General features: G+C 64.1%; 20 protein-coding genes and 1 pseudogene. 17 read left to right on the top strand and 4 right to left on the bottom strand.

Going from position 1 to position 21,071, the window contains the following annotated elements; all coding sequences use genetic code 11:
• Positions 1-8: 8 nt before the first annotated feature.
• The 10 genes from ABB29_RS05650 to ABB29_RS05605 all read left to right on the top strand — a co-directional run bounded on the left by ABB29_RS05650 (position 9) and on the right by ABB29_RS05605 (position 10,888).
• Positions 9-2,207 (top strand): S8 family peptidase, encoded by a 2,199-nt coding sequence (locus ABB29_RS05650; protein WP_057657640.1) that lies wholly within the window; start codon positions 9-11, stop codon positions 2,205-2,207.
• Positions 2,208-2,274: 67 nt separating this feature from the next.
• Positions 2,275-2,526 (top strand): hypothetical protein, encoded by a 252-nt coding sequence (locus ABB29_RS05645; RefSeq protein ID WP_057657639.1) that lies wholly within the window; start codon positions 2,275-2,277, stop codon positions 2,524-2,526.
• 189 nt (positions 2,527-2,715) lie between these two features.
• Positions 2,716-3,462, top strand: coding sequence for a sigma-70 family RNA polymerase sigma factor (locus tag ABB29_RS05640; protein WP_245622542.1), 747 nt, complete (start codon positions 2,716-2,718; stop codon positions 3,460-3,462).
• Entirely contained in the window at positions 3,459-4,082 is a 624-nt protein-coding gene (locus tag ABB29_RS05635; RefSeq protein WP_057657637.1) for a hypothetical protein, read from the top strand. Before ABB29_RS05640 ends, ABB29_RS05635 begins: the two co-directional genes overlap by 4 nt.
• Positions 4,079-7,390: a UvrD-helicase domain-containing protein gene (locus ABB29_RS05630; RefSeq protein ID WP_057657636.1), complete on the top strand. Its 3,312-nt coding sequence runs from the start codon at positions 4,079-4,081 to the stop codon at positions 7,388-7,390. The genes ABB29_RS05635 and ABB29_RS05630 overlap by 4 nt, the downstream gene beginning before the upstream one ends.
• A 102-nt stretch (positions 7,391-7,492) precedes the next feature.
• Positions 7,493-7,999, top strand: coding sequence for a hypothetical protein (locus ABB29_RS05625; RefSeq protein WP_057657635.1), 507 nt, complete (start codon positions 7,493-7,495; stop codon positions 7,997-7,999).
• Positions 7,999-8,469 carry a DUF7665 family protein gene (locus tag ABB29_RS05620; RefSeq protein ID WP_057657634.1) on the top strand — a complete coding sequence of 157 codons (471 nt, stop codon included), beginning with the start codon at positions 7,999-8,001 and terminating at the stop codon, positions 8,467-8,469. The genes ABB29_RS05625 and ABB29_RS05620 overlap by 1 nt, the downstream gene beginning before the upstream one ends.
• Entirely contained in the window at positions 8,450-8,941 is a 492-nt protein-coding gene (locus ABB29_RS05615) for a hypothetical protein (RefSeq protein WP_057657633.1), read from the top strand. The genes ABB29_RS05620 and ABB29_RS05615 overlap by 20 nt, the downstream gene beginning before the upstream one ends.
• A complete protein-coding gene (locus tag ABB29_RS05610; RefSeq protein WP_057657632.1) occupies positions 8,938-10,296 on the top strand; it encodes a ThiF family adenylyltransferase in 1,359 nt (452 codons plus the stop codon). The genes ABB29_RS05615 and ABB29_RS05610 overlap by 4 nt, the downstream gene beginning before the upstream one ends.
• Before the next feature lie 7 nt (positions 10,297-10,303).
• A complete protein-coding gene (locus ABB29_RS05605) occupies positions 10,304-10,888 on the top strand; it encodes a hypothetical protein (protein ID WP_057657631.1) in 585 nt (194 codons plus the stop codon).
• Positions 10,889-10,993: 105 nt separating this feature from the next.
• Here the strand turns inward: ABB29_RS05605 and ABB29_RS16065 are convergent, their stop codons facing one another.
• The 3 genes from ABB29_RS16065 to ABB29_RS05590 form a co-directional block, all read right to left on the bottom strand.
• Positions 10,994-11,476, bottom strand: coding sequence for a hypothetical protein (locus ABB29_RS16065; protein WP_083487521.1), 483 nt, complete (start codon positions 11,474-11,476; stop codon positions 10,994-10,996).
• A 324-nt stretch (positions 11,477-11,800) separates the two neighbouring features.
• On the bottom strand, positions 11,801-12,919 hold the full coding sequence (locus tag ABB29_RS05595; protein ID WP_057657629.1) for a hypothetical protein: 1,119 nt from the start codon (positions 12,917-12,919) through the stop codon (positions 11,801-11,803).
• A gap of 18 nt (positions 12,920-12,937) precedes the next feature.
• Positions 12,938-13,795: an aminotransferase class IV gene (locus ABB29_RS05590; protein ID WP_057657628.1), complete on the bottom strand. Its 858-nt coding sequence runs from the start codon at positions 13,793-13,795 to the stop codon at positions 12,938-12,940.
• Between the two features lie 180 nt (positions 13,796-13,975).
• Here ABB29_RS05590 and ABB29_RS05580 point away from each other — a divergent pair.
• Positions 13,976-15,067, top strand: a pseudogene (locus tag ABB29_RS05580) (IS3 family transposase).
• 345 nt (positions 15,068-15,412) lie between these two features.
• Here the strand turns inward: ABB29_RS05580 and ABB29_RS05575 are convergent.
• On the bottom strand, positions 15,413-16,525 hold the full coding sequence (locus ABB29_RS05575) for a hypothetical protein (protein WP_057657626.1): 1,113 nt from the start codon (positions 16,523-16,525) through the stop codon (positions 15,413-15,415).
• A gap of 78 nt (positions 16,526-16,603) precedes the next feature.
• On the opposite strand from ABB29_RS05575, the gene ABB29_RS05570 reads away from it, so the two are divergent.
• The 6 genes from ABB29_RS05570 (at position 16,604) to ABB29_RS05545 (ending at position 21,069) form a co-directional block, all read left to right on the top strand.
• The gene (locus ABB29_RS05570; RefSeq protein ID WP_157062517.1) at positions 16,604-16,855 is read left to right on the top strand and encodes a hypothetical protein; all 252 of its coding nucleotides are present in this window, start codon (positions 16,604-16,606) and stop codon (positions 16,853-16,855) included.
• A gap of 216 nt (positions 16,856-17,071) precedes the next feature.
• Complete coding sequence (locus tag ABB29_RS05565; RefSeq protein WP_057657624.1) at positions 17,072-17,362, top strand: hypothetical protein; 291 nt, start codon at positions 17,072-17,074, stop codon at positions 17,360-17,362.
• Positions 17,359-18,027, top strand: coding sequence for a hypothetical protein (locus ABB29_RS05560; protein ID WP_057657623.1), 669 nt, complete (start codon positions 17,359-17,361; stop codon positions 18,025-18,027). Before ABB29_RS05565 ends, ABB29_RS05560 begins: the two co-directional genes overlap by 4 nt.
• On the top strand, positions 18,024-19,874 hold the full coding sequence (locus tag ABB29_RS05555; RefSeq protein WP_057657622.1) for a hypothetical protein: 1,851 nt from the start codon (positions 18,024-18,026) through the stop codon (positions 19,872-19,874). The genes ABB29_RS05560 and ABB29_RS05555 overlap by 4 nt, the downstream gene beginning before the upstream one ends.
• Positions 19,871-20,113, top strand: coding sequence for a hypothetical protein (locus ABB29_RS05550; RefSeq protein WP_057657621.1), 243 nt, complete (start codon positions 19,871-19,873; stop codon positions 20,111-20,113). The genes ABB29_RS05555 and ABB29_RS05550 overlap by 4 nt, the downstream gene beginning before the upstream one ends.
• Positions 20,110-21,069, top strand: a complete 960-nt coding sequence (locus tag ABB29_RS05545) for an AAA family ATPase (RefSeq protein ID WP_057657620.1) — start codon at positions 20,110-20,112, stop codon at positions 21,067-21,069. The genes ABB29_RS05550 and ABB29_RS05545 overlap by 4 nt, the downstream gene beginning before the upstream one ends.
• Positions 21,070-21,071 lie beyond the last annotated feature (2 nt).

Genomic DNA, 21,071 nt, shown 5'->3' with positions numbered 1-21,071 from the left:
GCGCATGTATGGCCGCTACTCCGCGCAACACACTGATCGCCAATGGCCAGGCCCTCATTGGCGACCTGGCGTGGCCGACGAACGGTGGCCCGAAGTGGCACCCGTACGACATTGCGCAGACGCGCGAGGCCCTGCGCCCCCAGCTCGCAGCGGTGGCCCGGGCCGCGCGGGTGGTGCCGCCTGAGTACTCGCCCCGGGGCGAGATCACCGCGCGGCTGATGCTGCACCCGACCTTTCTGGCCAAGTCCCATTTCCCTGCCCATATCCTGCGCGACGCGGGCCTAACCGTGCTGGGCTCCCGCGCCACGCAAGTCACGCCGCGTGTCAGCCAAAGGGGCAAGCAAGGCCCGCAGGACACGGCCGAGATCTTGGTGGCGGGCACGCCGGAAGGGTTCGAAGCGATGGATCGCCAGCTCGATGATCCGGCCATCGGCAAGGGCCGCCAGGAAGAGTTCACCCACATCGAATCGGTTCTTGCATACGCCTGTGAGAACAAGTTGCGCTTGGATCCGGAAACCCCCTGGCCGGATTTCGTGCACGTCACACTGCACGCCGGGGAGCACGATGGCGACATCCTGACTGCTTTTCAAACATTGGCGTTGCAGCTGGGCGGCGAGATCAGTGCGCGCGGCTTCCGTTTCGTGCCAGGCTTGGCCTTCGTCGCCGTCCAGCTGCCGGCGGCCCGCGTGCCCGAGCTGGCGCGCTTCGAGCGGGTTCGCCTGCTGCGCTCGATGCCGCGCCTACGCGAGGAGCTCGACCTCTCCGCGGCGATGACGCGCAAGTTTCCGGCCTTGGGGCTGCCGGCGTCGCGGCTCACCGCAGCGGGTCCACGCGTGGCCGTGTTCGACGGCGGCACGCAGAACGCCTTTGGTGCCCATGTGGTGGAGCTGGCCGCATCCGGCTTGCCGCCGGCGACGGTCGCGGATCTGGCCCATGGGGTCAACGTCACCTCCGCCCTGCTGTTCGGCCCCGTCGATCCGTCGCATACGGCGTTGCCCGCACCGCCGTGGATGGTCGAGCACCACCGCGTGTTGCCGACCAACGACAGCCCCGAACAGGCCTTGGATGTGCTCGACCGCATCGTCACCGCCTTGCGCATTGCGCGCACAGCCGACCGTCCATATCGCTTCGCCAACATCAGTCTGGGGCCGGTGGCGACCTTCTTCGACGATGACATCCACGAGTGGACTTCGCGGCTGGACACCGAACTGGCGGACGGACGCACACTGTGCACGGCGGCGGTGGGCAACAATGGCGCGCTGGTCGGCGAGCTCGGTCGCATCCAGCCGCCCGGCGATGCCGTGAATCTGTTCGCCATCGGCGCCGCGGATACGCGCCACCCCAAGTGGAACCGCGCTCCGTACAGCGCCATCGGACCCGGCCGCAGCCCTGGATTCGTGAAACCGGACGTGCTCGCCTTCGGCGGTTCCCACGCCGAGCCCATGCCCGTGTATAGCCCGCTGGCGGGCGGCGTGGTAGCGGTGGGTGGTACCAGCTTCGCCAGTCCCCTAGCCTTGCGCACGGCGGTCGGTGTGGACGTGCTGAGCCAATCGCGCTTCGATCCGATTACGTTGCAGGCCCTGCTGATCAATGCCGCCGAATACCGGCGGGGTCACAAGCGCACCGATGTGGGCTGGGGCCGCATTCCGCTGGACCCGGACGCCATCGTGCACACCCCGCTCGATGTTGTGCGCGTTGTCTACCAAGGCATCACCCATCCCGGCCATCCGCAAAAGGCGGTGATCCCGGTGCCTCATGGGCTGCCGGCGGGCACCCGTGTGCGCATCGGCGCGACGTTCTGTTATCGCGCCCCAGTGGACTCCGCCCACGCGATCAACTACACCCGAGCGGGGTTGTGGGTGCGCTGTTACAAGGCGCCCGGCCAGAGCCTGCCGCTGTTCGGTAGCGGCATGTACAAGTCCGAGGAGGAACTGCGCCGGGACGCGATGCGCTGGGACACGGTGCTGAACAACGCGTGCACGGTAGATGCGGCCGAACTCGACGCGCCCTACTTCCACATCAACTACCAGGTGCGCGACGAGAGCGAGGCGGTGCGTTGGGAGGATGCGGTGCCGATGCCCTACGCCCTGATCGTGACGCTGCAAGCGCCCGGCGTGGTCGATCTGATGGCGCGGGTCCAGGCGGAATTTCCGGTCCTGCAGACGCTGCCGGTCGAGGTCCTGGTGCCGGTGGACGGCCGACGCTAGCGCAAACACATGCCGCGGGCCTCCGGGGCAGCCCGCCGCATCCCCTTCGCCCCGACGGAGAAGCCGCATGGCCAAGAAGCACGAGTCCTCGGGTCCGAAGGTGACGCGCACGGCGTCCTCGGTGTTGCGCGACAGTAGCGCCAGCAAAACCGCCAAGAGTCTGGCGGGCAGCGCCCTCGCCCAGTCCGGCACCCGCAAGGTTTCCTCGGCGACCACGGCCCGCACTGCGGCCAATGCCCTCAATGACGGACGCACCAGCGCCGGCACCAAGGCCTTGGCCGGCAGCGTGCTCACGCAACGGCCCGGCAAGCGCAAGTAGCCGGAGTCCCCCGCCGGGTGGGCGGCGCCGCCCGCCCGCCCCGGCCGCTCGGACCGTTTGCCGGTTGCTGGGGGGCATCGAAATCGGCGAGCAAATGGTTGTTTCCGATTTCTGTGGGGAGTTGCGACTTGCACTAGAGGGATGCTCGCCACGGTGGCGGAGAGTGTCCCCCGACCATGGAAACCAAAGATGGACGCACCCGAACCTGAAGATTTAGAAAATTTGGCTGACCCGGACCTGGTTGAACGCCTGAGCTGCGTCGACTGGAACGACTCGCAGTTCGTCAGCGAAGAACGGCTTGTACAGCTGTTCGTGGCTGCGCGAACGGCAGGCGACACCGCCCGCGTCGGCCTGTATAGCAGCGAACTGTCCCGACGTCTGCTGAAGCGGGCGTTGGCGTTCGCCAGGAAGAACACGCTGGTTCCGCAACACTTCTCCGACTACGAAGAGGCCGCCCAGGACTTGGCCGGATATGTGTGGGAACGCCTGCTCAGTGGAAAGAATGCCGAGTTCGCTGCGCGTCGGTTCGGAGTGTTCTTCGAGAACAAGGCAATTTCGTTCCTGCGCGCCTTGCTGGCCCAGTGCCGCCAGAGGATGGACAGCCTCGAGGAATGGCATCAGGCCGGGCACGACGACGCCGAGGTCGACGACGAGATGGCGTCACCGGGCGAGGATAATGACGTCGAGGATACCGACGCTACCTTGCGCGACGATGCGACGCCGGACCGGGCGCTGGGCCACGCACTGCAGTTCCACCAGGTGCACGCGCGACTGCACGTCCTGCTCACCCGTAACGAATACTCGGTCTTCGTGATGCTGTGGCGCGAGGAGTTGAAGATCAAGGACATCGCCGCTGCGCTGGGCGTCACCCCGCGCATGGTCAACAACCACAAGCGCAGCATCGAAGCCAAGATGAAGAAGGAGTTCAATGTATGACTTCGCCCAACCGTAGGCCTTCGCTCGAGGACGTGTTGGATGCGCTGTTCCTGCGAGACGACGCGCCGACACCCGAGATGATCGTCCAGACCTGCCAGGCGCATGCGGAGTACCGCGAGGAGATCTTGGAGTTCGCGGCCCTGCAGGCGGCACAAGCCGCGCTGCCCGACGTAGCCGAGTCCGAGCTGGAGGTTTCCGACGCGTCCGTGATGCGCCTGCAAAGCCACGTGCTCAACTTGCTGTACGGCGCGCCACCCGCCCGCGCCGATGCCGACGCCGTCCGCCAGGCGGTGCGTTCGTTGGCCGGGCAGCGCCTCCAGACCGCGGCCCAGGCAGTCGACCTGGGCTCGACCGTGCTCCTCCACAAGGTTCTGACGCAGGCGATCATCGATACGCCGCGCGTGGTGTTCGTGCGCCTGGCGCAGTTCTTGAAAATCGGTGTGGACGGGCTCGTGGAGGCCTTGGGGCCCCAACTGGCCTTGCACCGCAGCTACAGGGCTGCGGACAAGCCGACCATGGTCAGACAAGAGTCCTGGGAACAGGCCGTGGCCGCCCTCGCCGTCGACGAGGCCGAGAAGGCACGGTTGCGCGCAATGCAGGACCGGAGCGATTCTGCGTGACCCCGTTTCGGCGAGCGCGACTGGCGGCGCAGCAACTGCGCCGGCAGCACTGTCCGGAGGCCGCCGCCGATGGCCTCCGGTCGTTCGATCTGATCGCCCGTATCGCCGCCGCCGAGGCCGAGGATTTCGACATTTCGGCGACGCGTCCGGACGACGCCGCGTTGTGCGGAGCCGATGCGGTGCTCGTGCGGGACTTTCGCCAGATCCTGGTGCGCAACGATGTCGAACCACCGGACCGGGCGTTCCTGGTGGCGCACGAGTTCGGGCACTGGATCTTGCACCCGGAAGAGCATGAGGGTTGCCGGCAAGTCATCGCCAGTACCCTCAATCCCGCCGAGGACGACACCCTCGGGGCCAAGCGCGTGGAGGCGTACGGCGCCCGAGAGCGAGCCGAGTTGCAGGCCAACGTGTTCGCGCGCGAGCTGCTGCTGCCGCGCACGCTCGCCCGAGCGCTGTTCCTGGGCGGCCGCACCGCATCCCGGATCGCCGCCGATTTGGCGTTGCCACTCGAACTGGTCAGGCAACAGTTGCTCGATGCCCTGTTGCTTCCCGAAGACGGGCTCGCGGACGATGCGCCGCAGCCGGCCTTGACACCGACCGACGAACAGCTCGATGCCGCGCGATCGTCCGCGCGCACCTCGCTCGTGGTCGCCGGCCCGGGCACCGGTAAGACGGCCACCTTGCTCATGCGCATGGAGCACCTGCTCGCGAACGGCGCCAAGCCCGCCGAGCTGTTGGTGCTGACCTTTTCCAATCGGGCGGCGCGAGAGCTGGTCGATCGACTCGCGGCTACCGGGGTTCCCGACGCGCACGAGATGTGGGTGGGTACCTTCCACGCCTTCGGCCTGGAGTTCTTGCGCAAGAACCACGAGCGCTTCGGGTTGCGACCGGGGTTCGGCGTGGCCGACAAGATGGCCCAGATCGCCCTGCTCGAGCCGCACATCTATGGCTTGCCCCTGCGGGTGTTCAACCCGCTGGGCGATCCGTTACCGTGGCTGGACCAGGCCGTCAAGACGATGCAGCGCGCCAAGGACGAGCTGCTAGATGCGGACGCATTCACGCGCATCGTCGAAGCCGGCGCCGCGCGGGCCGACGCCGATCGACTGGCGTTGGACCGCGACCTGGCCCTGCTGTATCGCACGTATGAGGCGTTGCTGCGGGGCAACAGCGGCCTCGTGGACTTCGGCGACCTCATCCTGTTGCCCGCGCAGGCTCTGCGCGCCAACCGAGCCGAGTTCGCGCCCAGCATCGGCCGCTTCCGGCATGTGCTCGTCGATGAGTATCAAGACGTCAATCGCGCCAGCGCGGAACTGGTGAAGGCCATGGCCGCGCAGGCCGACTGCCTGTGGGTGGTCGGTGATCCGCGGCAAGCGATCTACCGGTTCCGGGGCGCCTCAATTCGCAACATCGTCCGATTCGCGGACGATTTTCCCCAGCATCGCGAGTTTCGGCTCAACGAGAACTGGCGCAGCTTTGAGGAAATCGTGCGCGTGGTCGAGCACACCGGCCGCGATGACAATCCCCTGCAGGGCGTGCTGCCGCTCGGCGGGGTCGCGCCGGTCCGTGGCCAAGGCGGCGTACGCCCGACGCTGGTCAGCTGCGAGAACGAAAGCATTGCGTATGGCGAACTCGTCTCGCGCGTGCGCCGGCTGCAGGCCGAAGGCACCGCCTTTCGCGAACAGGTGATTCTGGCCAACCGCCACGATACCTGCGATGCGGCCGCCGCCGCCCTGGTGGCCCTCGGCATCCCGGTCCTGCATCTGGGCGACATCTTCCAACGTCCCGAGGTCAAAGACCTGCTGGCGCTGTTGCAACTGTTCGTCGACCGCTCGGGCAGCCCCTTGGTGCGGATCGCGCAGTTGCCCGGCTTGGCCCTGCCGGCTCCCGACGTCGACGTGCTGATCGACCACCTTCGGGACACGCGCCCGGCGCCCTTCTCCTGGCTCCACGCGCCACCGGCCACCCTGTCGCCCGACGGCGCGCAGGCGTTGCACCGATGGCGCGACACCTTCGGTGGACTAAGTTCGCACGACAGCCCGTGGGACGTGATCTGCTCGCTGTTGTTTGAGCGGACACGATGGCTCGCCGATTACGCGAACGGCAGCGACATGCAGGCCGTCACCCGACGATTGGCCTTGTGGCAAATCATCTACTACCTGCGCGTTCCCGACGGAGGGCGCGCCTACCAGACTGTGGGCACGTTCTTGACGCGGCTTCGCCGACGCTTGCGCCTGGCCGACGATCGCGATTTGCGGATTCCCCCGCCGGAGGCCGATCTCTTGGACGCGGTCGCGGTGATGACCATCCACCAGAGCAAGGGCTTGGAATTCGAAGCGGTTCACTTGATGGATGTCGACGCGCGCCACTTCGAGCGCTCGGACGATGCGACGTGGCTTCCGGAGGTCTTGACCCAATCGGCCGGCGGCGTGGATGAGGCGAGGTCGGAGGCCGCGAACAGGCTGTATGTGGCCCTGTCCCGCGCACGTTCGTCGCTGACTTTGTACGAGGAAAAGAGCTACTTCAAGGCGGCCCGCGCGCCGGCAGTGCAGCGCGCCGCACACTTGCTCAACTGCGTCGTCGGCACCGTGGCTTACGCAGTCGGCCACCATGCGGCCGCACCCCCGACGCTGGCACCGCAAGTGCCCGTGGATCTGAGGGAGTTTGTCACCTACCGCACCTGCCCCCGACGCTATTACTACGACGTGATGAGGCAGCTCAGCCCGGCAGCGGGGCTGCACCCGGCGGCGCGTATCGAAGCGGCTGTGATGCGGGAGCTGTTTGCGCCGGCGGGCGGGGATGTATCCGCGCCGGCCAATGATGTCGCGGTCGAACTGGCGATGTTGGCGGAAGAGTACGAGCCGGCCAGGCTGCACCTGTCGGCATACGCCATGCAATTGCTTGATGCCGGACGCGCGTGGTCCGGCGTCAGCCGCGCGGCGATGGCGTCGCCGATCGACGTCGTCTGCGACGGCTTGCCGGTGCGCGTGATTGCCCATCGCGTCACGCGGCAGGACAATGTCGTCACGTTGCATTTTGTGCGTGCACAGCCATCCAGTCCGTATGCCAAGCAGCACAAGATTCTTCGGTGGGTGCTCAAGTGCTTGAACCAACAGTACCGGCAGTATCGCTTTCAGGGCAGCCTGTACGTATTGAGCTCGCGCGTTTCCGAGCACGTTTACCCGTACCAAGACCGGGGGTTCGACCACCTCGTCGAAATGGGACGCGAACTGATGGAAGGCCGATTTCCGGCTAAGCCCAACTCATGGGCATGTGCTGGATGCCGACACTTCCTGTACTGCCCGGCGTGAATCTCGCCGCAGTTCGACTTCCGATTCGTATTTGTCGCCGCGACTTACTCCTTAAGGGCCACACAATTTCGTGCGGCCCGGACCGAAAAGGAGTAACACCGCATGTCCACCATTCGCGTCTATGTGCAGTCGGAGCACTTCTCCGACATCAAGCTGGTGGAGGTCGACGACCACGCCACAGTCGCTGACCTCAAGCGCGCTGCGCTCACCCTGCTCCCGGCCGGCACCGATTCGACCGGCCTGTCGCTGTCCATCGAGGATGACGACGTCGATGACGACGAGGCCGCGTCGAAGCGCCGCCTCAAGGACCTGAACCCGGACCGCGGGGTGCGCGTGCACCTGCACCGGTGCAAGCAGGTCGCGGTCACGGTCCGCTTCGGCGGGCGTACGGAAGAGCATCCGTTCCGCCCGGCGACGACGATCGGTCGCATTCGCCAGTGGGCGGGTCGCCGGTTCGGCCTGAAGGCGGGCGACATCGCCGAACACGTCCTGCAGATCGCGGGCTCCAACGAGCAGCCGGACATGGACACGCACGTGGGCACGTTGGTGCAGCACCCGCGCTGCGCGATCGTGTTCGACCTCGTGCCCGCGCACCGGATCAACGGCTGATGGCCGCGCAGGTGCCGCCGGATGAGCAGTCCTTGCGCGCCGACCTCGCGTCGGCGCGCTTCCTGTCCGGCCAGGATCGTGGGCGCTGGCGGCTGCATCGGCTCGACTGGCCGTTCGTCTTCATCGGCGTCTTCGCCGGTAGCGGACTGGAGTTCGTGCTGCGGCTCGACTGCCAGGGGTTCCCGACCGCGCCGCCCACCGGCACTTTCTGGGATCCGGGCGCCGGCGTGCGTCTGCCGGATGCCCGATGGCCGCGCAGCGGCGAGCGAATGAGTATGGCTTTTCGGCCCGACTGGAAAGGCGGGATGGCGCTGTACGTGCCCTGCGACCGGGAGAGCCTGGTCGGTCACGACGCCTGGCCGGCGCAATACCCGCAGCTCATCTGGAACCCCGCGAAGGGGATCTCGCACTACCTCGAGGTGGTGCACGACCTGCTGCAAGGGTTCGAGCATGAACGCGCCGCGGCTTGAGGTCGCACCGGCGCTGTGGACGGCGGTCCTCGCGCACCTTCGCCAACAGGGCGCGGGGGTGCGCGAGAGCGGCGGCTTCCTGCTGGGCCAGATCCACAGCGGCGTGCGTGTGGTCACCGGCTTCCTGCCGTACGAGCAGTTGCAGGCGGACGCGCTGCAGGCGGACTTCGTGCATCTGTCCGGCGCCAGCTTCAGTCGGCTGTGGGACTACTGCGCCACGCATGGCCTCGAAGTCGTTGCCGACGTGCATACGCACCGTTACGGCGCAGGACAGAGCCGCAGCGACAGCGAGAACCCGATGCTGGCGATCGCGGGGCACGTAGCCTTGATCGTTCCCGACTTCGCGCAGGGGCCCACCGGCCTCGACCACCTCGGGCTCTACGTCTACCAAGGCTCTCATCGTTGGGCCCGCTACCGCGGAGCGGTCGTGGCGCAGGTTTTGAAGTTCACACCGCCGGAGGGCGAGCGATGACTCATTTCGATGCCGATGCGATGCACCGCCTGGCGAAGCTGGCGCTGGACGCTGGCGAAGTCACCACACCGGATGCGGCGCTTGCACTGTTCCTACAGTACCGGCTGCGCATCCACCTGGGCGTGGGCTGGGCGAACACGCTCGCGGGCCAAGCCTGTGTCGTCACGGCGGTCAGTACCGCCTCGCGAGCGCTACTGGGCGGCGTGGAAGTGACCGGCGATCTCACCCCGGTGATGCAGGTGCCGCTGTTCGCGGGTCAGCGGGCCGCGGACGTCGTGGCGGCGCTCGGCGGCGCCGTGACGGCGGCGCCGACGCCACGGCTGCCTTCGCTGATGATCGGGGACGGGCCGCCGCCGGAGGGCGTTGCGCTCACCCTGCGCCCGTCCTGGGATGGCTGGTGTGCGCAGATCGCCCCCGCCGACAGCGCTGACCACCTGACCGTCGGCGACGACAACCCGTTGGCGGGCGTCTGCGCCGGTGCGTTGGCCGTGAGCGAGGTGTTCTCCCACGTGCGCGGCGACTCGCCCGAGGCCGGCTATCGCCGGATTGGCTTGTCGCTGTGGAACCCGCTGGCGATCGAGGACTGGCATGCGCCCGAGAACCGGGGGCCGGCATTGGCGTACCTGCCGACCGATCTGTGGTTGATCGGCCTCGGGCACCTCGGGCAGGCCTACGCCTGGGGTCTGGCGATGCTTCCCTACCCTGCGCAACGCCGACCGCGGCTGGTCCTGCAGGATGTCGACCGCGTCACCGAATCGAATTTGAGCACTTGCCTGCTAGTGGGCGCCGACGACGTCACGGCGCGCAAGACGCGCGTCATGGCACGACGCCTGGAGGCGATCGGCTTCGACATCGACCTGGTGGATCGCCGCTTCGGCGCGCAGCACCGGCTGCAGCCCGGGGAACCGACCGTGGCGCTGTTCGGCGTGGACAACGTGGCGGCGCGGCGCGATCTCGACACCGCGGCGTTTGCCCTGGTCGTCGAGGCCGGGCTGGGCAGCGGCTATCGCGACTTTCGCAACCTGCGCCTGCATACCCTGCCCGGACCGCGCCCGGCCACGGAGCTGTGGCCGGCCCAGGCCGCGAGTCAGCCGTCGACGGCGCTCAACACCGCCTACCAGCAGCTCGCACAAGACAGCGGCGACCTGTGCGGCGTGACGATGTTGGCGTCCAAGGCCGTGGCAACGCCGTTCGTGGGCGCTTTCGCCGCGGGCCTGGTTTTGGCCGAGCTCGTTCGGCCCCTGCATGGCGGCGGCGTCCACGCCAGCCTCGACTGCGCTCTGCGATCGCTCACGCATCGTCTTGGTGAGCCCACCCCTGCGAATGCGCGCTGCGCGTTCATTGCACTGCCCTAGGACAACGATGAAAAAGTCCCGCCATTCCAATCGACAGGTTGCGGTCGCTGACAACACCCTGGCGCTGACGAACTGGGCCGAACGCAAGCTCATGTTCCTGCGGGCGTACGAGGGCGAACGCGGCGTCGCCTATTTGCTCGGGGCCGTGGGCGTGTTCGCGCCGACGACCGTCGCCTTGTTCCTGATCGATCGACCGGCTTATCTGGAGATGGGCTGGAGCCAGTCCCTGCTCGTGGTCGGCGCCGTCGGCGGCATGGTGACCGCGATGCTCATGTGCGTTCTCGTGATTCAGGCCGTGGCCGAGCGCCGCACGCCCGTGCCTGCCGACGAGCGCCAACGCCTGATGCGCGGCGCGTTGGTGTGCGGGCCGGTGCTGGCCATGTTTGCGCAGTTCGGCGGCCTCACCATTGCGCTCACTTCGCGCATGGCCTTCCCGAGTTACGCCTACACCGTCCTGCTGATCGCGGTGGGATTCGCCACGACGCAGGGCGCCTGGGCCTTCCTGACGCGCGCGCGGCAGAATCTGGTGACGCGCATCCGTCGCTGGGTTCGCGCGCGGCGCGCCGCTGACTCGGATACCCCATCACGGTGATCGCGCGAGGGTCCCGTGCAAGATCCACTAGCGCAGTATCAGTGCACGACGACGCTATTCTCGACGACGCGACGGCGGCATCGGCCCGCCTCGTGACGGTCGAGATCAGTCGCTGTAAATGAACTCCGCCCGGCTGACGGCGGGATCGGGCTCACCCACGACAAAACGAATGAAAACGCCGTGTGCGTATCCCAGGTGACGCCCGTACGCGCGCAGTTTCTCCAAGTCCCGGTCATCGGGCAGGCGATTACTGGATTTCTTAAGCTCGAATACGACGTGGTTACCACCGGGGCCTCGGTGGTGGACGATGATGTCCGGCAACACAGCGCTACCTTCGTCGTCATCGTTGCCGGTTCCATCCGGAATCATCTTTCGCGCCGCGCCATCCCGGTCGTACTCGCAGTCAACGTCCCAGCCGGGGAACTGTGCCTCCACGTAGATCGCCAGCCGATGCGAGAGGGTCCGCTCACCGACGCGATGAACGAAGAGGTAGCGGTCTCGAACCAAGAGTTTCTCCACGGCTACGATCACGCGCTCGGCGATCTCAACATCTCGCGAGGTGCGTCGAAGATCGTGTTGCCACGGCATAGCCTCTACTCCGTTGTATACATTGCCATACAGAATGCTACCAATGTGTTCAAGGTACGCCACGGCGGGGAAGTGAACATCCACCTCATCGCGCTCGCCAAGTCATCACCGCGCAACCTCTAGCGAAGCCTCGAGTGCATGGGAGAACCCGGGAATTTGCACGATTGATCCTTCTTACCCCCGATAAATCTTCCTAATTCCCTGCCCCGCCGATGTCCGCTTCCGGCCAGATGCAGAGTTCGGCCATCGCTCGAGCCTTGCCGACTCGCGCGGCATGGAGTTAGCTTGATTGGACTTCCATGAATCATTTGCGGCCAATGCAGCTTAGACGCGTGCGTACTTGTTCAGCCACTCAAGTCGCTTGACGTCGATTCTGGTCTTGAACGTGCGCCTTACCTCGATAGGTTGCGGAGCTCGTTTGGCGGTTTCCCAGGGGAAGACCGGATAAGTTCCTCGCGCAAGGACATGAACTTCTATGCCGTGAGATCCATGGACGTTGCCAGTGTGTACGTCCCATTGGACTCGCGCATTGGGCGTTCCCATCGCGTGGGCGTAGGTAACCGCGTGCTCCTTCTGACTCTTCAATGTGAAAGAATGAGGCACTTCGAGCGCCATTTCGTAATCCCAGCGGATGTAGTCGCGGTAAAACGAAGGGAGTCCAGAGTTCTCAAGTTCGAACTCAATTACTATGTCGCGACCCTCATGAACCGCACGATCACGGACTCGGATGAAACCTTTGATTCCGATTCCGCCGTGCGACCCGTCTGCGCAGCAGTTTACGAAAGGATTAATCTCACTCAATCGCTTAAAGGAAAGCACGCGAAGTCGCCCGCCGCCGTATCCACCAAACCTATCCCGCGGCCATGGATCGTGAACAATGAAGCCCTCCTCGTCCCAACCGCACAGGACGACCCCGTGGCCGGATGTGTCAAGTACGCTTGCCATCTCGTCTGACATCGCATACTCGTCCGTGTCAAAGTGAACCCGGGCGAATATCGGCGTTTTTGACCCGAAGATTGCTGACTTCATGAGTAGCTGATCGATCTTCGATATCTCTCCGAAGTTCTTGGCGATGAAATCGGCCCCGAGATAGCCTTCTTCGAATGCCGGAAGCACGAATCTACCGGGGTAGTATTCATAGGGAAGTAGACCAACTTTGATCATGGCTCTGGCAAAGTCTTCCGCCAGAGTCTCGTGATTGAAGCTCTTCCAGTCTGCCTCAGTCTCCTTGATCATCGTAAGCCCTGGCGACGGGTCTAGACCCTGAAACTCCGCCAGCATCTTTAGGCATGCCGTTCCAGAGCCCTGGATAGAATCCTGCTCTACATATGGCACGTCGAGACAGAATCTTTCTGGAAGAGAGTCGAACAACGCTACGTCCTCCTTAGTAGGCTTCGGGAAGTACTTGGCAGCATCACTTTCGAACAATGTGGAGTTACTCATGTCGACATCTCCTTTATTCTAATTTGTCGGATACCCGTGCAAGCTGAGAATCTTCCTCATTCTGGATAAGCAAACTGGGTCTCTTCTAAGTGGACCTCCATTCAGTTCTGTAACCTCAACTACACCACTAAGGCAGTTGGTCGCGTAAAGAGGCCCTTCTGTGGTCCAGCTAACGCTGGCCAGCTTTGCATCGGCCTCTTCTAGCAATACCTGCCTGATGACACCGGCCAGTCCTCGATCAGTAACATCTGGCGTCACAAGTGCTCCTGACCTGAGTTCGAAGATGTTGTGGCAGGTGCCCTCGATAATCTCGCTATCACTGACGAAGATTGCTTCGTCGGCACCCGAAAACAGGGCGGAACGAAGTGAGAACATCGCAGCCACTCGATTAGTTGTCTTGGCGTCTCTAAATGCATCTCTCGGATCGCTGCATGTTCTTGCTGCAATGGGGGAGCTAGAGAACGTCGCGCTAGAGGTCGTGATTATCGAGCTGGGGTCGAACGCCTTAAGCGTTACTAAGTCAAGTCTGGTGCCTCTAGTTATTTCAGCGCGAACGTAACCTTCTAGAACGCTGTTGATAGCAAGCAGTCTCTTGATCCTAGTCACAAGGGAGAGTCTGGCAACCTCGATGCCAAACATCAAACGGTCGGCATCCCGCTGGAGCCGCGCGAGATGTCTATCTAGAAGTAACGGCTCGCCACCGCAAACGCGCAAAGTCGTGTAGATTGCATCGCCGTAGGTAACAGACCTGTCGAGCACGGATATCCTCGCCTCGGAGGCTAGGGCGACAAAGTCGTTTACATCAACCAACTCGCTCTCGCGGACGTTTGTCGCGAGATATGGCCATTCATGAGCTCCCCCACCCATACTCGGCATCGGCCCATCCTCTTTGCTCCTAACCGGGAAGGCCGCGGGGTTCGCCCGAGCCCTATATACGAGCTACAACGCAGGGGGGGCGCGGTGCCGGCCACGCTTTTTCTTTACAGCGAAATTGGGGTTCACCCCCGTTTTCACGGACACTATCAAGAAGGCCGATTCAGGCCATGAGGAGTGTTCATGTCGAAGCGAAGGAAGTTCAGTGCGGAGTTCAAGCGCGGTGCGGTTGAGCAGGCTAGCCAGCCTGGTGTCAGCTGTGCCCAGGTGGCCCGGGAATTGGGGATTCGGGACAGCCTGCTGACCCGCTGGAAGCGGGAGGCCCAGAGCCAGGGCGCGGTGGCCTTCGGCGGTGCCGGGACACCCCGGGACGAGGAGCTGGCCCGCCTGAAGCGCGAGCTGGCCCGGGTCAAGAAGGAACGCGATTTTTTGCGAGAAGCGGCGACGTTCTTTGCCAAGGCATCATCCTGAGGTATCAGGTGATGGAACGTTGCCGCGACGAGTTTCCGGTTCGACTGATGTGCCGCTGCCTGAAGGTGTCGGCCAGTGGCTACTACGACTGGAGCAAGCGCCTGCCCAGCGCACGACAGCGCGACAACACGCGTCTGCTCGGACTCATTCGCGAGCTGCACGAGGACAGCCGGGACACGCTGGGCGCCGGCCGCATGCATGAAGACCTGGTCGACCAAGGCCAGTCCGCCAGCCTGAACCGGGTCGCCCGGCTGATGGCCGCCGCCGGGCGTGCGCAACCTGCTGGAGCGGGACTTCACCGCCCTGGAACCGGAGACCAAATGGGTCACGGACATTACCGAGCTCAAGACCGGCCAGGGCAAGCTTTTCCTGTGCATCGTGCTGAACCTGTTCGACCATCGCGTGGTGGGCTGGTCGATGCACCACCGGCAGGACCGGCAGATGGTCATCCGGGCCGTGCAGATGGCGCTCTGGCAGCGCCAAGGCAGCGACACGGTGATATTGCATTCGGACCGCGGCAGCCAGTTCCGAAGCGGTGATTATCAGCGTTACCTGTCGTCCCACGGGCTGGTGTGTTCGATGAGCGCGGTGGGCCATTGCGGTGACAACGCGGCCTGCGAAGGATTCTTCGGCTTGCTCAAGCGCGAGCGGGTTCACCGCATGTCCTACCCGACGCTCGATGCCACCAGGACAGATGTGTTCGAATACATCGAGCGGTTCCACAACCCGAGGATGCGGCGAAGAGCCGCACGGCAAGACAATAAGTTCTCAACCCTTTTACAACCGTCCGTGATTGCGGGGTAGAACCCCGAGATCCTCAAGCACACCTTAGCGTCCGAACTCCCACGCCGGCTCAAGCTTGCACAGGGATCTTTTGAGGGCAAGTTGTGCTTCTCACCATCTCATTCCCTGCCTGACAGTGCACTGACCCGGATCTTTTCCACGACCGCAACCGGCTTGGAGGATCAGTACTGGATCGCACCGCCCTCGCTCGCAGCGTTGCAGTCGGTGCTGCCCCTGACCTGAGCGGAAACAGGAAGCCACTGAAAGCGTGCTTCCGGCCTACCCGGTATTCGCGCCAAGGTTCATGCTGCGGTTCGATTCCTGATGGAAACCGCACCATGCGTTGTGCAACCTAAGACGCGGCGACTATTCGGCCTCCCGCACCGAAATCAGCTCAAATAGTTTCGCGAGCCTGAAGCCGGTTGACGGAATCTCCCTGCCCATCGGACGAGTCCGGGTGGAGAAGATGTGCGGCGGCATGATCAGGGCGTGTGGCTGTGTATCCGTCGCCATATTGCCCGGCGACCGCAGGCTATCCAAGGCCCAGAATACCTGCTCTCTGATGCGGTCTCGGTTTGCCGTCAACCAGCAGAGCAGATCCGTCCCGTGCACGTAATGTACGGGTAGTTCTTGCGAGAACATCGCCGCGCAGGCGTGCACGAAAATTTTCCTGCGATCACGGCGCGGCAAGGGCGGTGCATCAGAAGCGGCATTCAGCTCCTCACCTTCACCATCAAGACGCACCCAAGCATCTCGCCAGTGCGCGAGTTGCAGCGGCTCCGGCTTTAAGTAAGGGCGCCAGCTCAGCATGCGCGAGTGCAGGACCCAGTGCCACGTATCCTGAATCTCGATGTCGTCGGCCCAGCGGGACTCGACGTAGAGGGATACAGCTTCTTCCAGCGTTTGGCCGAAGACACCTGCAAATGTCAGCGCGCCTTCATGGATCGCACTGCGATACAGCTGTAGCAGCACATACAACCCGTCCAACGAGGCAAAGTCCTCAGGCTTCAACCGCAGATCCGCCGCGCCGGGCAACTCGGCCGTGGGATGGGAACGAGGCAAGCCCAGCGCCATGCAATAGAAGGCGTCTTCCAGTTTCATGCGCACAATGCCGAAGGCGTGCATCTTTTTCAGCAACTCGCTGGTGTCGCTATAGCCTGTGTGCGGTTGTCTTTCCACCTTCGCACGTGTCAGCGCATCCCACAGCGCATGCGTGCAGTCCTGATAGGCCCCCTGCCCTTGGGCGCAGGCCGCAACGGCTTCTGCCAACGAGCCTTCTCCAGCCTGTAGCCGTTGAGGGTCTGCGCCGTCATCCTGCACTTTCCGAAAGTGCGATGCGCGCGTGGTGCTGAACAGCCGGGCCAGGTCTGTGGGGGCTTCGAGCCCGGTATCGATATACAGGCGCGACGCCCAAGCCCAGCTCTTGAGTCGGGCAACAGGGTCGCCAAAAGTGTCCGGGGGTCGCCCACGGCTGGCCATGTTTAATCCCTTTAAGGGTGGACCTGACACGGCTCAAAGTGTGCTCCCATGGCGGCCTGGGTCCAACGGATTCCTGCCATGGCCGACCAGATGCCTGCCTCACCTCTCTTGGCCGCCGAGCACGCGCTCGTGCAGCGCTACGGCGAACTGATGGACAGCGCGGCATTGACCGAATTCTTCAAGTTCCCCCATGAGCGGGCCTTGGGACGGGCCGCCTCCAAGGACGACTTTCCGGTTCCGGTGTTCCGTTTGGCTGGCCGCAACGGCTGGTTTGCGCGCACGCGCGACGTGGCGGCGTGGCTGACCCAACTCGCTCCCCCTTCCCCCTGATCCAGGAGGTGTCCCGCCTTCTCTCCCGCTTGCCCCTTTCGCAACGCCCGGGGCCCAAAAACAGGAAGCCCCGGCAAGGGTAGGACCTTGTCGGGGCTCGCGTACTGCTAGGACTTCCACCTACGACCTGACGGTACTCCTGACTGTGGCCGATTGTCTACCCCCGCCCCGATGGGCGGTCGGGTACGGGCGCCTTTGACCTCGGAGAACCGTCAGATGAACGTAACCGCCTCCCGCGCGGCGCCGCCGGCGTCGCCCCGTTTCTATCTCTATCCGACTCCCGCCGAACCCGACACCACCGGCGTGCTCCAGCGGATGGGCGTTCGTCGTGTCCGGGTGGTGCCCGACGCGGCGTGCGCCGATCACGTCAGCTGGGCTTGGCTGGACGGCGTGGCGCTGTTTGATCCCCACGGCACGTTGACCGGCCTGTTCGTGCGCGATCCCGAGCTCGATCGCTGGCTGGAATGGCGTCTGCCTTCGCGGCGCAGCGAAGGAGCCAACCCATGAGCGCCCAAGTCACGCAAGATGCTGGCCTGCAGGCGCGCGAGCTGAGCCTGCGCGAGCTAAAGCGCCAGGACATCTACTTCTACGACTCCCCCAAGCTAGGCCGACGGGTCACCGTGGTGGAGCCCTCCCGGCTGGCGTTGGCGCTGGAACTGGAGTTCGACCCCGCCGTGGTGACCTACGTCCCGCGTCCTCGGCTGCTGGATACCCAGGCAGGCCGGATCGAGCTGTGCTTCTGGTCGTGCACAAAGGCAGGCCTTGAACAGTTTCATTCCATCACCTACGGCGCCGCCGGCGATCGCAAGACCGAGCAGCGCAGGACCGCCCTGCTCGCGGCCGCCGCGGCCGCGCAGATCGCGTTGCGTCTGGAACCGCAGGCCCAATACCTGCACCGCGCTACCGCCAACGCCAACCGCCTGCGCCTGCTGCCGTACGTGCAGACCGCTCTCCATCTGGCACAACGAGAAACGCTAAGTGCACGCGTTATGGAGGCTTTCCGGTTTCATCCCCGACAAACCTTCCACCAGCTTGAGCGGACGATGGACGGGTTTGACCCGAGCGATGTCAGGGCCACGGCGTGTGCCCTGGTGCATGCCGGTCACCTCAAGCTGGATTGGTGCACGCGCTTGCAACGCTACAGCGCCCTGGAACAGGGAGAAGGCGCATGAGCCAGATTCCGCTAGCGCTGGAAGAGGTCCAGGCCTGGCCCGAACCGATCGTTACGACGTTGTCGGCCGCCAAGCAAAGCCAATACGAAAAGCGACGCGGCGCCCTGCTGTCCATGGCCGATGGCCTCGCTCTGAAAACGGCTGCGAACAAACACGGCGTACGCGAAGGCACGCTCAACGACACGCTTGAGAAGGCAAGGACACTGGCCCCCGACGGCATGCCGTGGGGGTGGCGCGCCTGCGTTCCGCATCGCGTGCGCGGCGCCTCCACGGCCCCGACACGGTTGCCGGAAAATGCCGTGCCCGGTGCCTTCAAGCAACTGGTACGGCATGTGGAAGGTCTGCAGGACCTGCTGGGCGGGTTCAAGGGGACTCTGCCCACGCGGGTGAAAGCCTCCAGTCAGTTCGAAAAGTTCTTTGAGAAAGTGTTGACGCACGTGCGCACGCGCACCGGCAGTAGCGGCTACCCCTTCAACGCGCCGGACAAAGGACGCCGAGCCCTGCTCGAGTTCCTGAAACGAGCACGCCAGCGCATCGTGGAGACCGAGCCTGAGGGCGAAGCCGACGAGGCCGCCGAAGCCAAGCAACTTCAGCAGGTCTTCGAGCTCGATGTGATGGAGCGCCTGGAGTTCGATGCGCACAAGATGGACGCCGAACTCTACATGGAGGTCGAGAGCACCCGCGGGCGCAGCGTCCTGCGCAAGATCCCCTGCGTCTGGTTGCTGCTGGTCATCGATTCGGTCTCCCGGCTGATCTTGGGCTGGTCGCTGGTCATGGGGCGTGCGTACACCCAGATCGATGTGCTGCGCGTGTTCTCCATGAGCCTGCTGCCATGGGAGCCACGAGACCTGCTGGTCCCTCAGATGAAGTACGTGGTCGGGTCCGGTGTGGGGACCTCATGCATAGAGGGACAGGTGCTGCGCGGCATCGTGACGGCGGCAGACAATGCCATGGCCCACCACGCCAAACTGACCACGACCAACCTGGCCCGCTATCACCGCGGCGTCATTCATCTGGGGCGGCCTCGCGTTCCCGAGACGCGCGGAATACTGGAGGCCATGTTTCGGCAGATCGAGAACGGCGCCATTCGCATGTTACCGGGCGGGTTCGAGCCTGCACGGGACCAGGACACTCCTCAGCACGCGACCACGCCGTACAACCCGAAGGACTATCCGATCAACCTGGAGGCCATGCATGACCTGCTGGACGTCATCATGGCAGGTCACAACGCCACCTCATTGGACAGCCTGCACGATCACTCGGCCTTGGATGTTGTGCGTCGGCATGTGCAAGCCGGACGCTGGAGTTTCCAATCCTCTCGCAACGTCGATGATGCAGAGCGACTGATGTGGGACCTGCAATGGGTCACCATCAAGGGAAATATCAAAGAGGGCCGGCAGCCTTATGTGAACTTCCTGCGTGCCCGCTACCGGGGTTTCGGGATGCGCGATCGCTGGGATCTGGTAGGCGACAAGTTCCTTGCGTCCTACAACCTCAACGATCTGCGCACAATCAATCTGATCGACAAGAAAGGCGAGTTGTTCGTCAAGCTGACTGCGCTGCCGCCCTGGAGCCGGACACGACATGACTTTGACTTGCGCAAATTGATCTCCCGCTGGAGCAAACGCGGATTGTTCTCCATCGCCGGGGTAGACGATGCCGTGGATGCCTATCGGGCCTACGTCAAATCCCATGCCCGCACATCGCCATTGGCGCCGACCCAGATGGCACACCTGCGCCCTCAGCCGGAAACGGCCCGGCCTGGCAGGACCACTGCATCCGAGCGTGCCTTCGTACCGCGCAGCGGCTCGGTCACCTTCGACTATGTCAAGGATCCCACCAAATGAGCACCTACCTCAATCGCATGGGTCTCTTGGACGCGCTCCTTCATGCCATGCGCCAGCAACCGCGAAAGTTGGTGATCCACGGGATGTCGCGTATCGGCAAGAGCGCGGCATTGGCGACCGCTGAAACAGGCCCCCTGTACCCGAAATCGTTCCATCTCGGGCCACTGGTGCCCTGCTCTGACAGTGAGCCCGGCGAAGACTCGGAAGCCATCGCCACGGATCCGGAGTCCCTCTCATGAGCACCCATCCGTTGCTGATGCGGCTGCGGCCGCCGTTTGCCACGCGTCCGATCGAACGCATGACTAACGCCATTCTCAGCGCGATCGACTGCGAGTATCGCGGCATTGTCATTCACGGCATGGCCCGCTTCGGTAAATCCTGGGCCGTGAGGTACCTGACCAGTACCAGCGCCTGGCTCCAAGATGCCTTCTACTCGGCGCGCATCAGCGTACCGAAGAGTCACAAGCGTACCGAAGGCGCGTTCTTTAGCCTGTGGCTGGATCGCTTCAGCTTGGTCCTGCCCGAACGCTGCAGCGCGATGCAGCGGCAAGCCCGGTTGCGCAATTTCCTTATCAGTAAGTGTCAGGAGTATGGCGGGAATCTGATCATCGTCTTTCTTGACGAAGCGCAGCGACTGTTTCCCGACGACTACGAACATCTGTGCACGTTGGACAATGACCTGACCGACGCAGGCTACATGTTGTTTGTGGTGTTGGTCGTCCAGAGCGACTACACCGGGACGGCCATGGAGAAGATCTACGATGGCAACCCGCCCCCGCATGTGCGCGGACGCTATCTGGTGCGTCGGCACGAGTTTGGCGGTCTGAACGGTCCGGAAGAGATCGCCCACGCGCTGGGGCGCATGGATGACAACAGCGAATGGCCGGAGGGTTCGGGCTGCAGTTACAGCGCTCACTTCGCCAAGGATGCCTTCAGTACGGGCTGGCGCCTGCGCTCGCATGCCGAGCAGATCTACCAGTGCGCCACTCGCCTGCGCGAAAAGGCGACGTTGCCGACGGGATGGACGTGGCCGATGAAGAGCTTCGAGGTGTGCGTGAACTACTTGCTCACCAACGTCGCGGCCAAGCGCCAGGACTTCGCCGGCTTCTCCGACGAGGACATCGATGAGGCGTTGGCTGCGGCAGGCTTCATCGAACTCGAGCGCTCGCGCGGCAGCGGGCAGGAAGAGGAGTAGCA

Source organism: Pseudoxanthomonas dokdonensis, from assembly GCF_001431405.1.
Lineage (GTDB): Bacteria > Pseudomonadota > Gammaproteobacteria > Xanthomonadales > Xanthomonadaceae > Pseudoxanthomonas_A > Pseudoxanthomonas_A dokdonensis.
The sequence above is the reverse complement of the archived record's forward strand: the minus strand, read 5'-3'. Positions and strand labels throughout refer to the sequence as shown.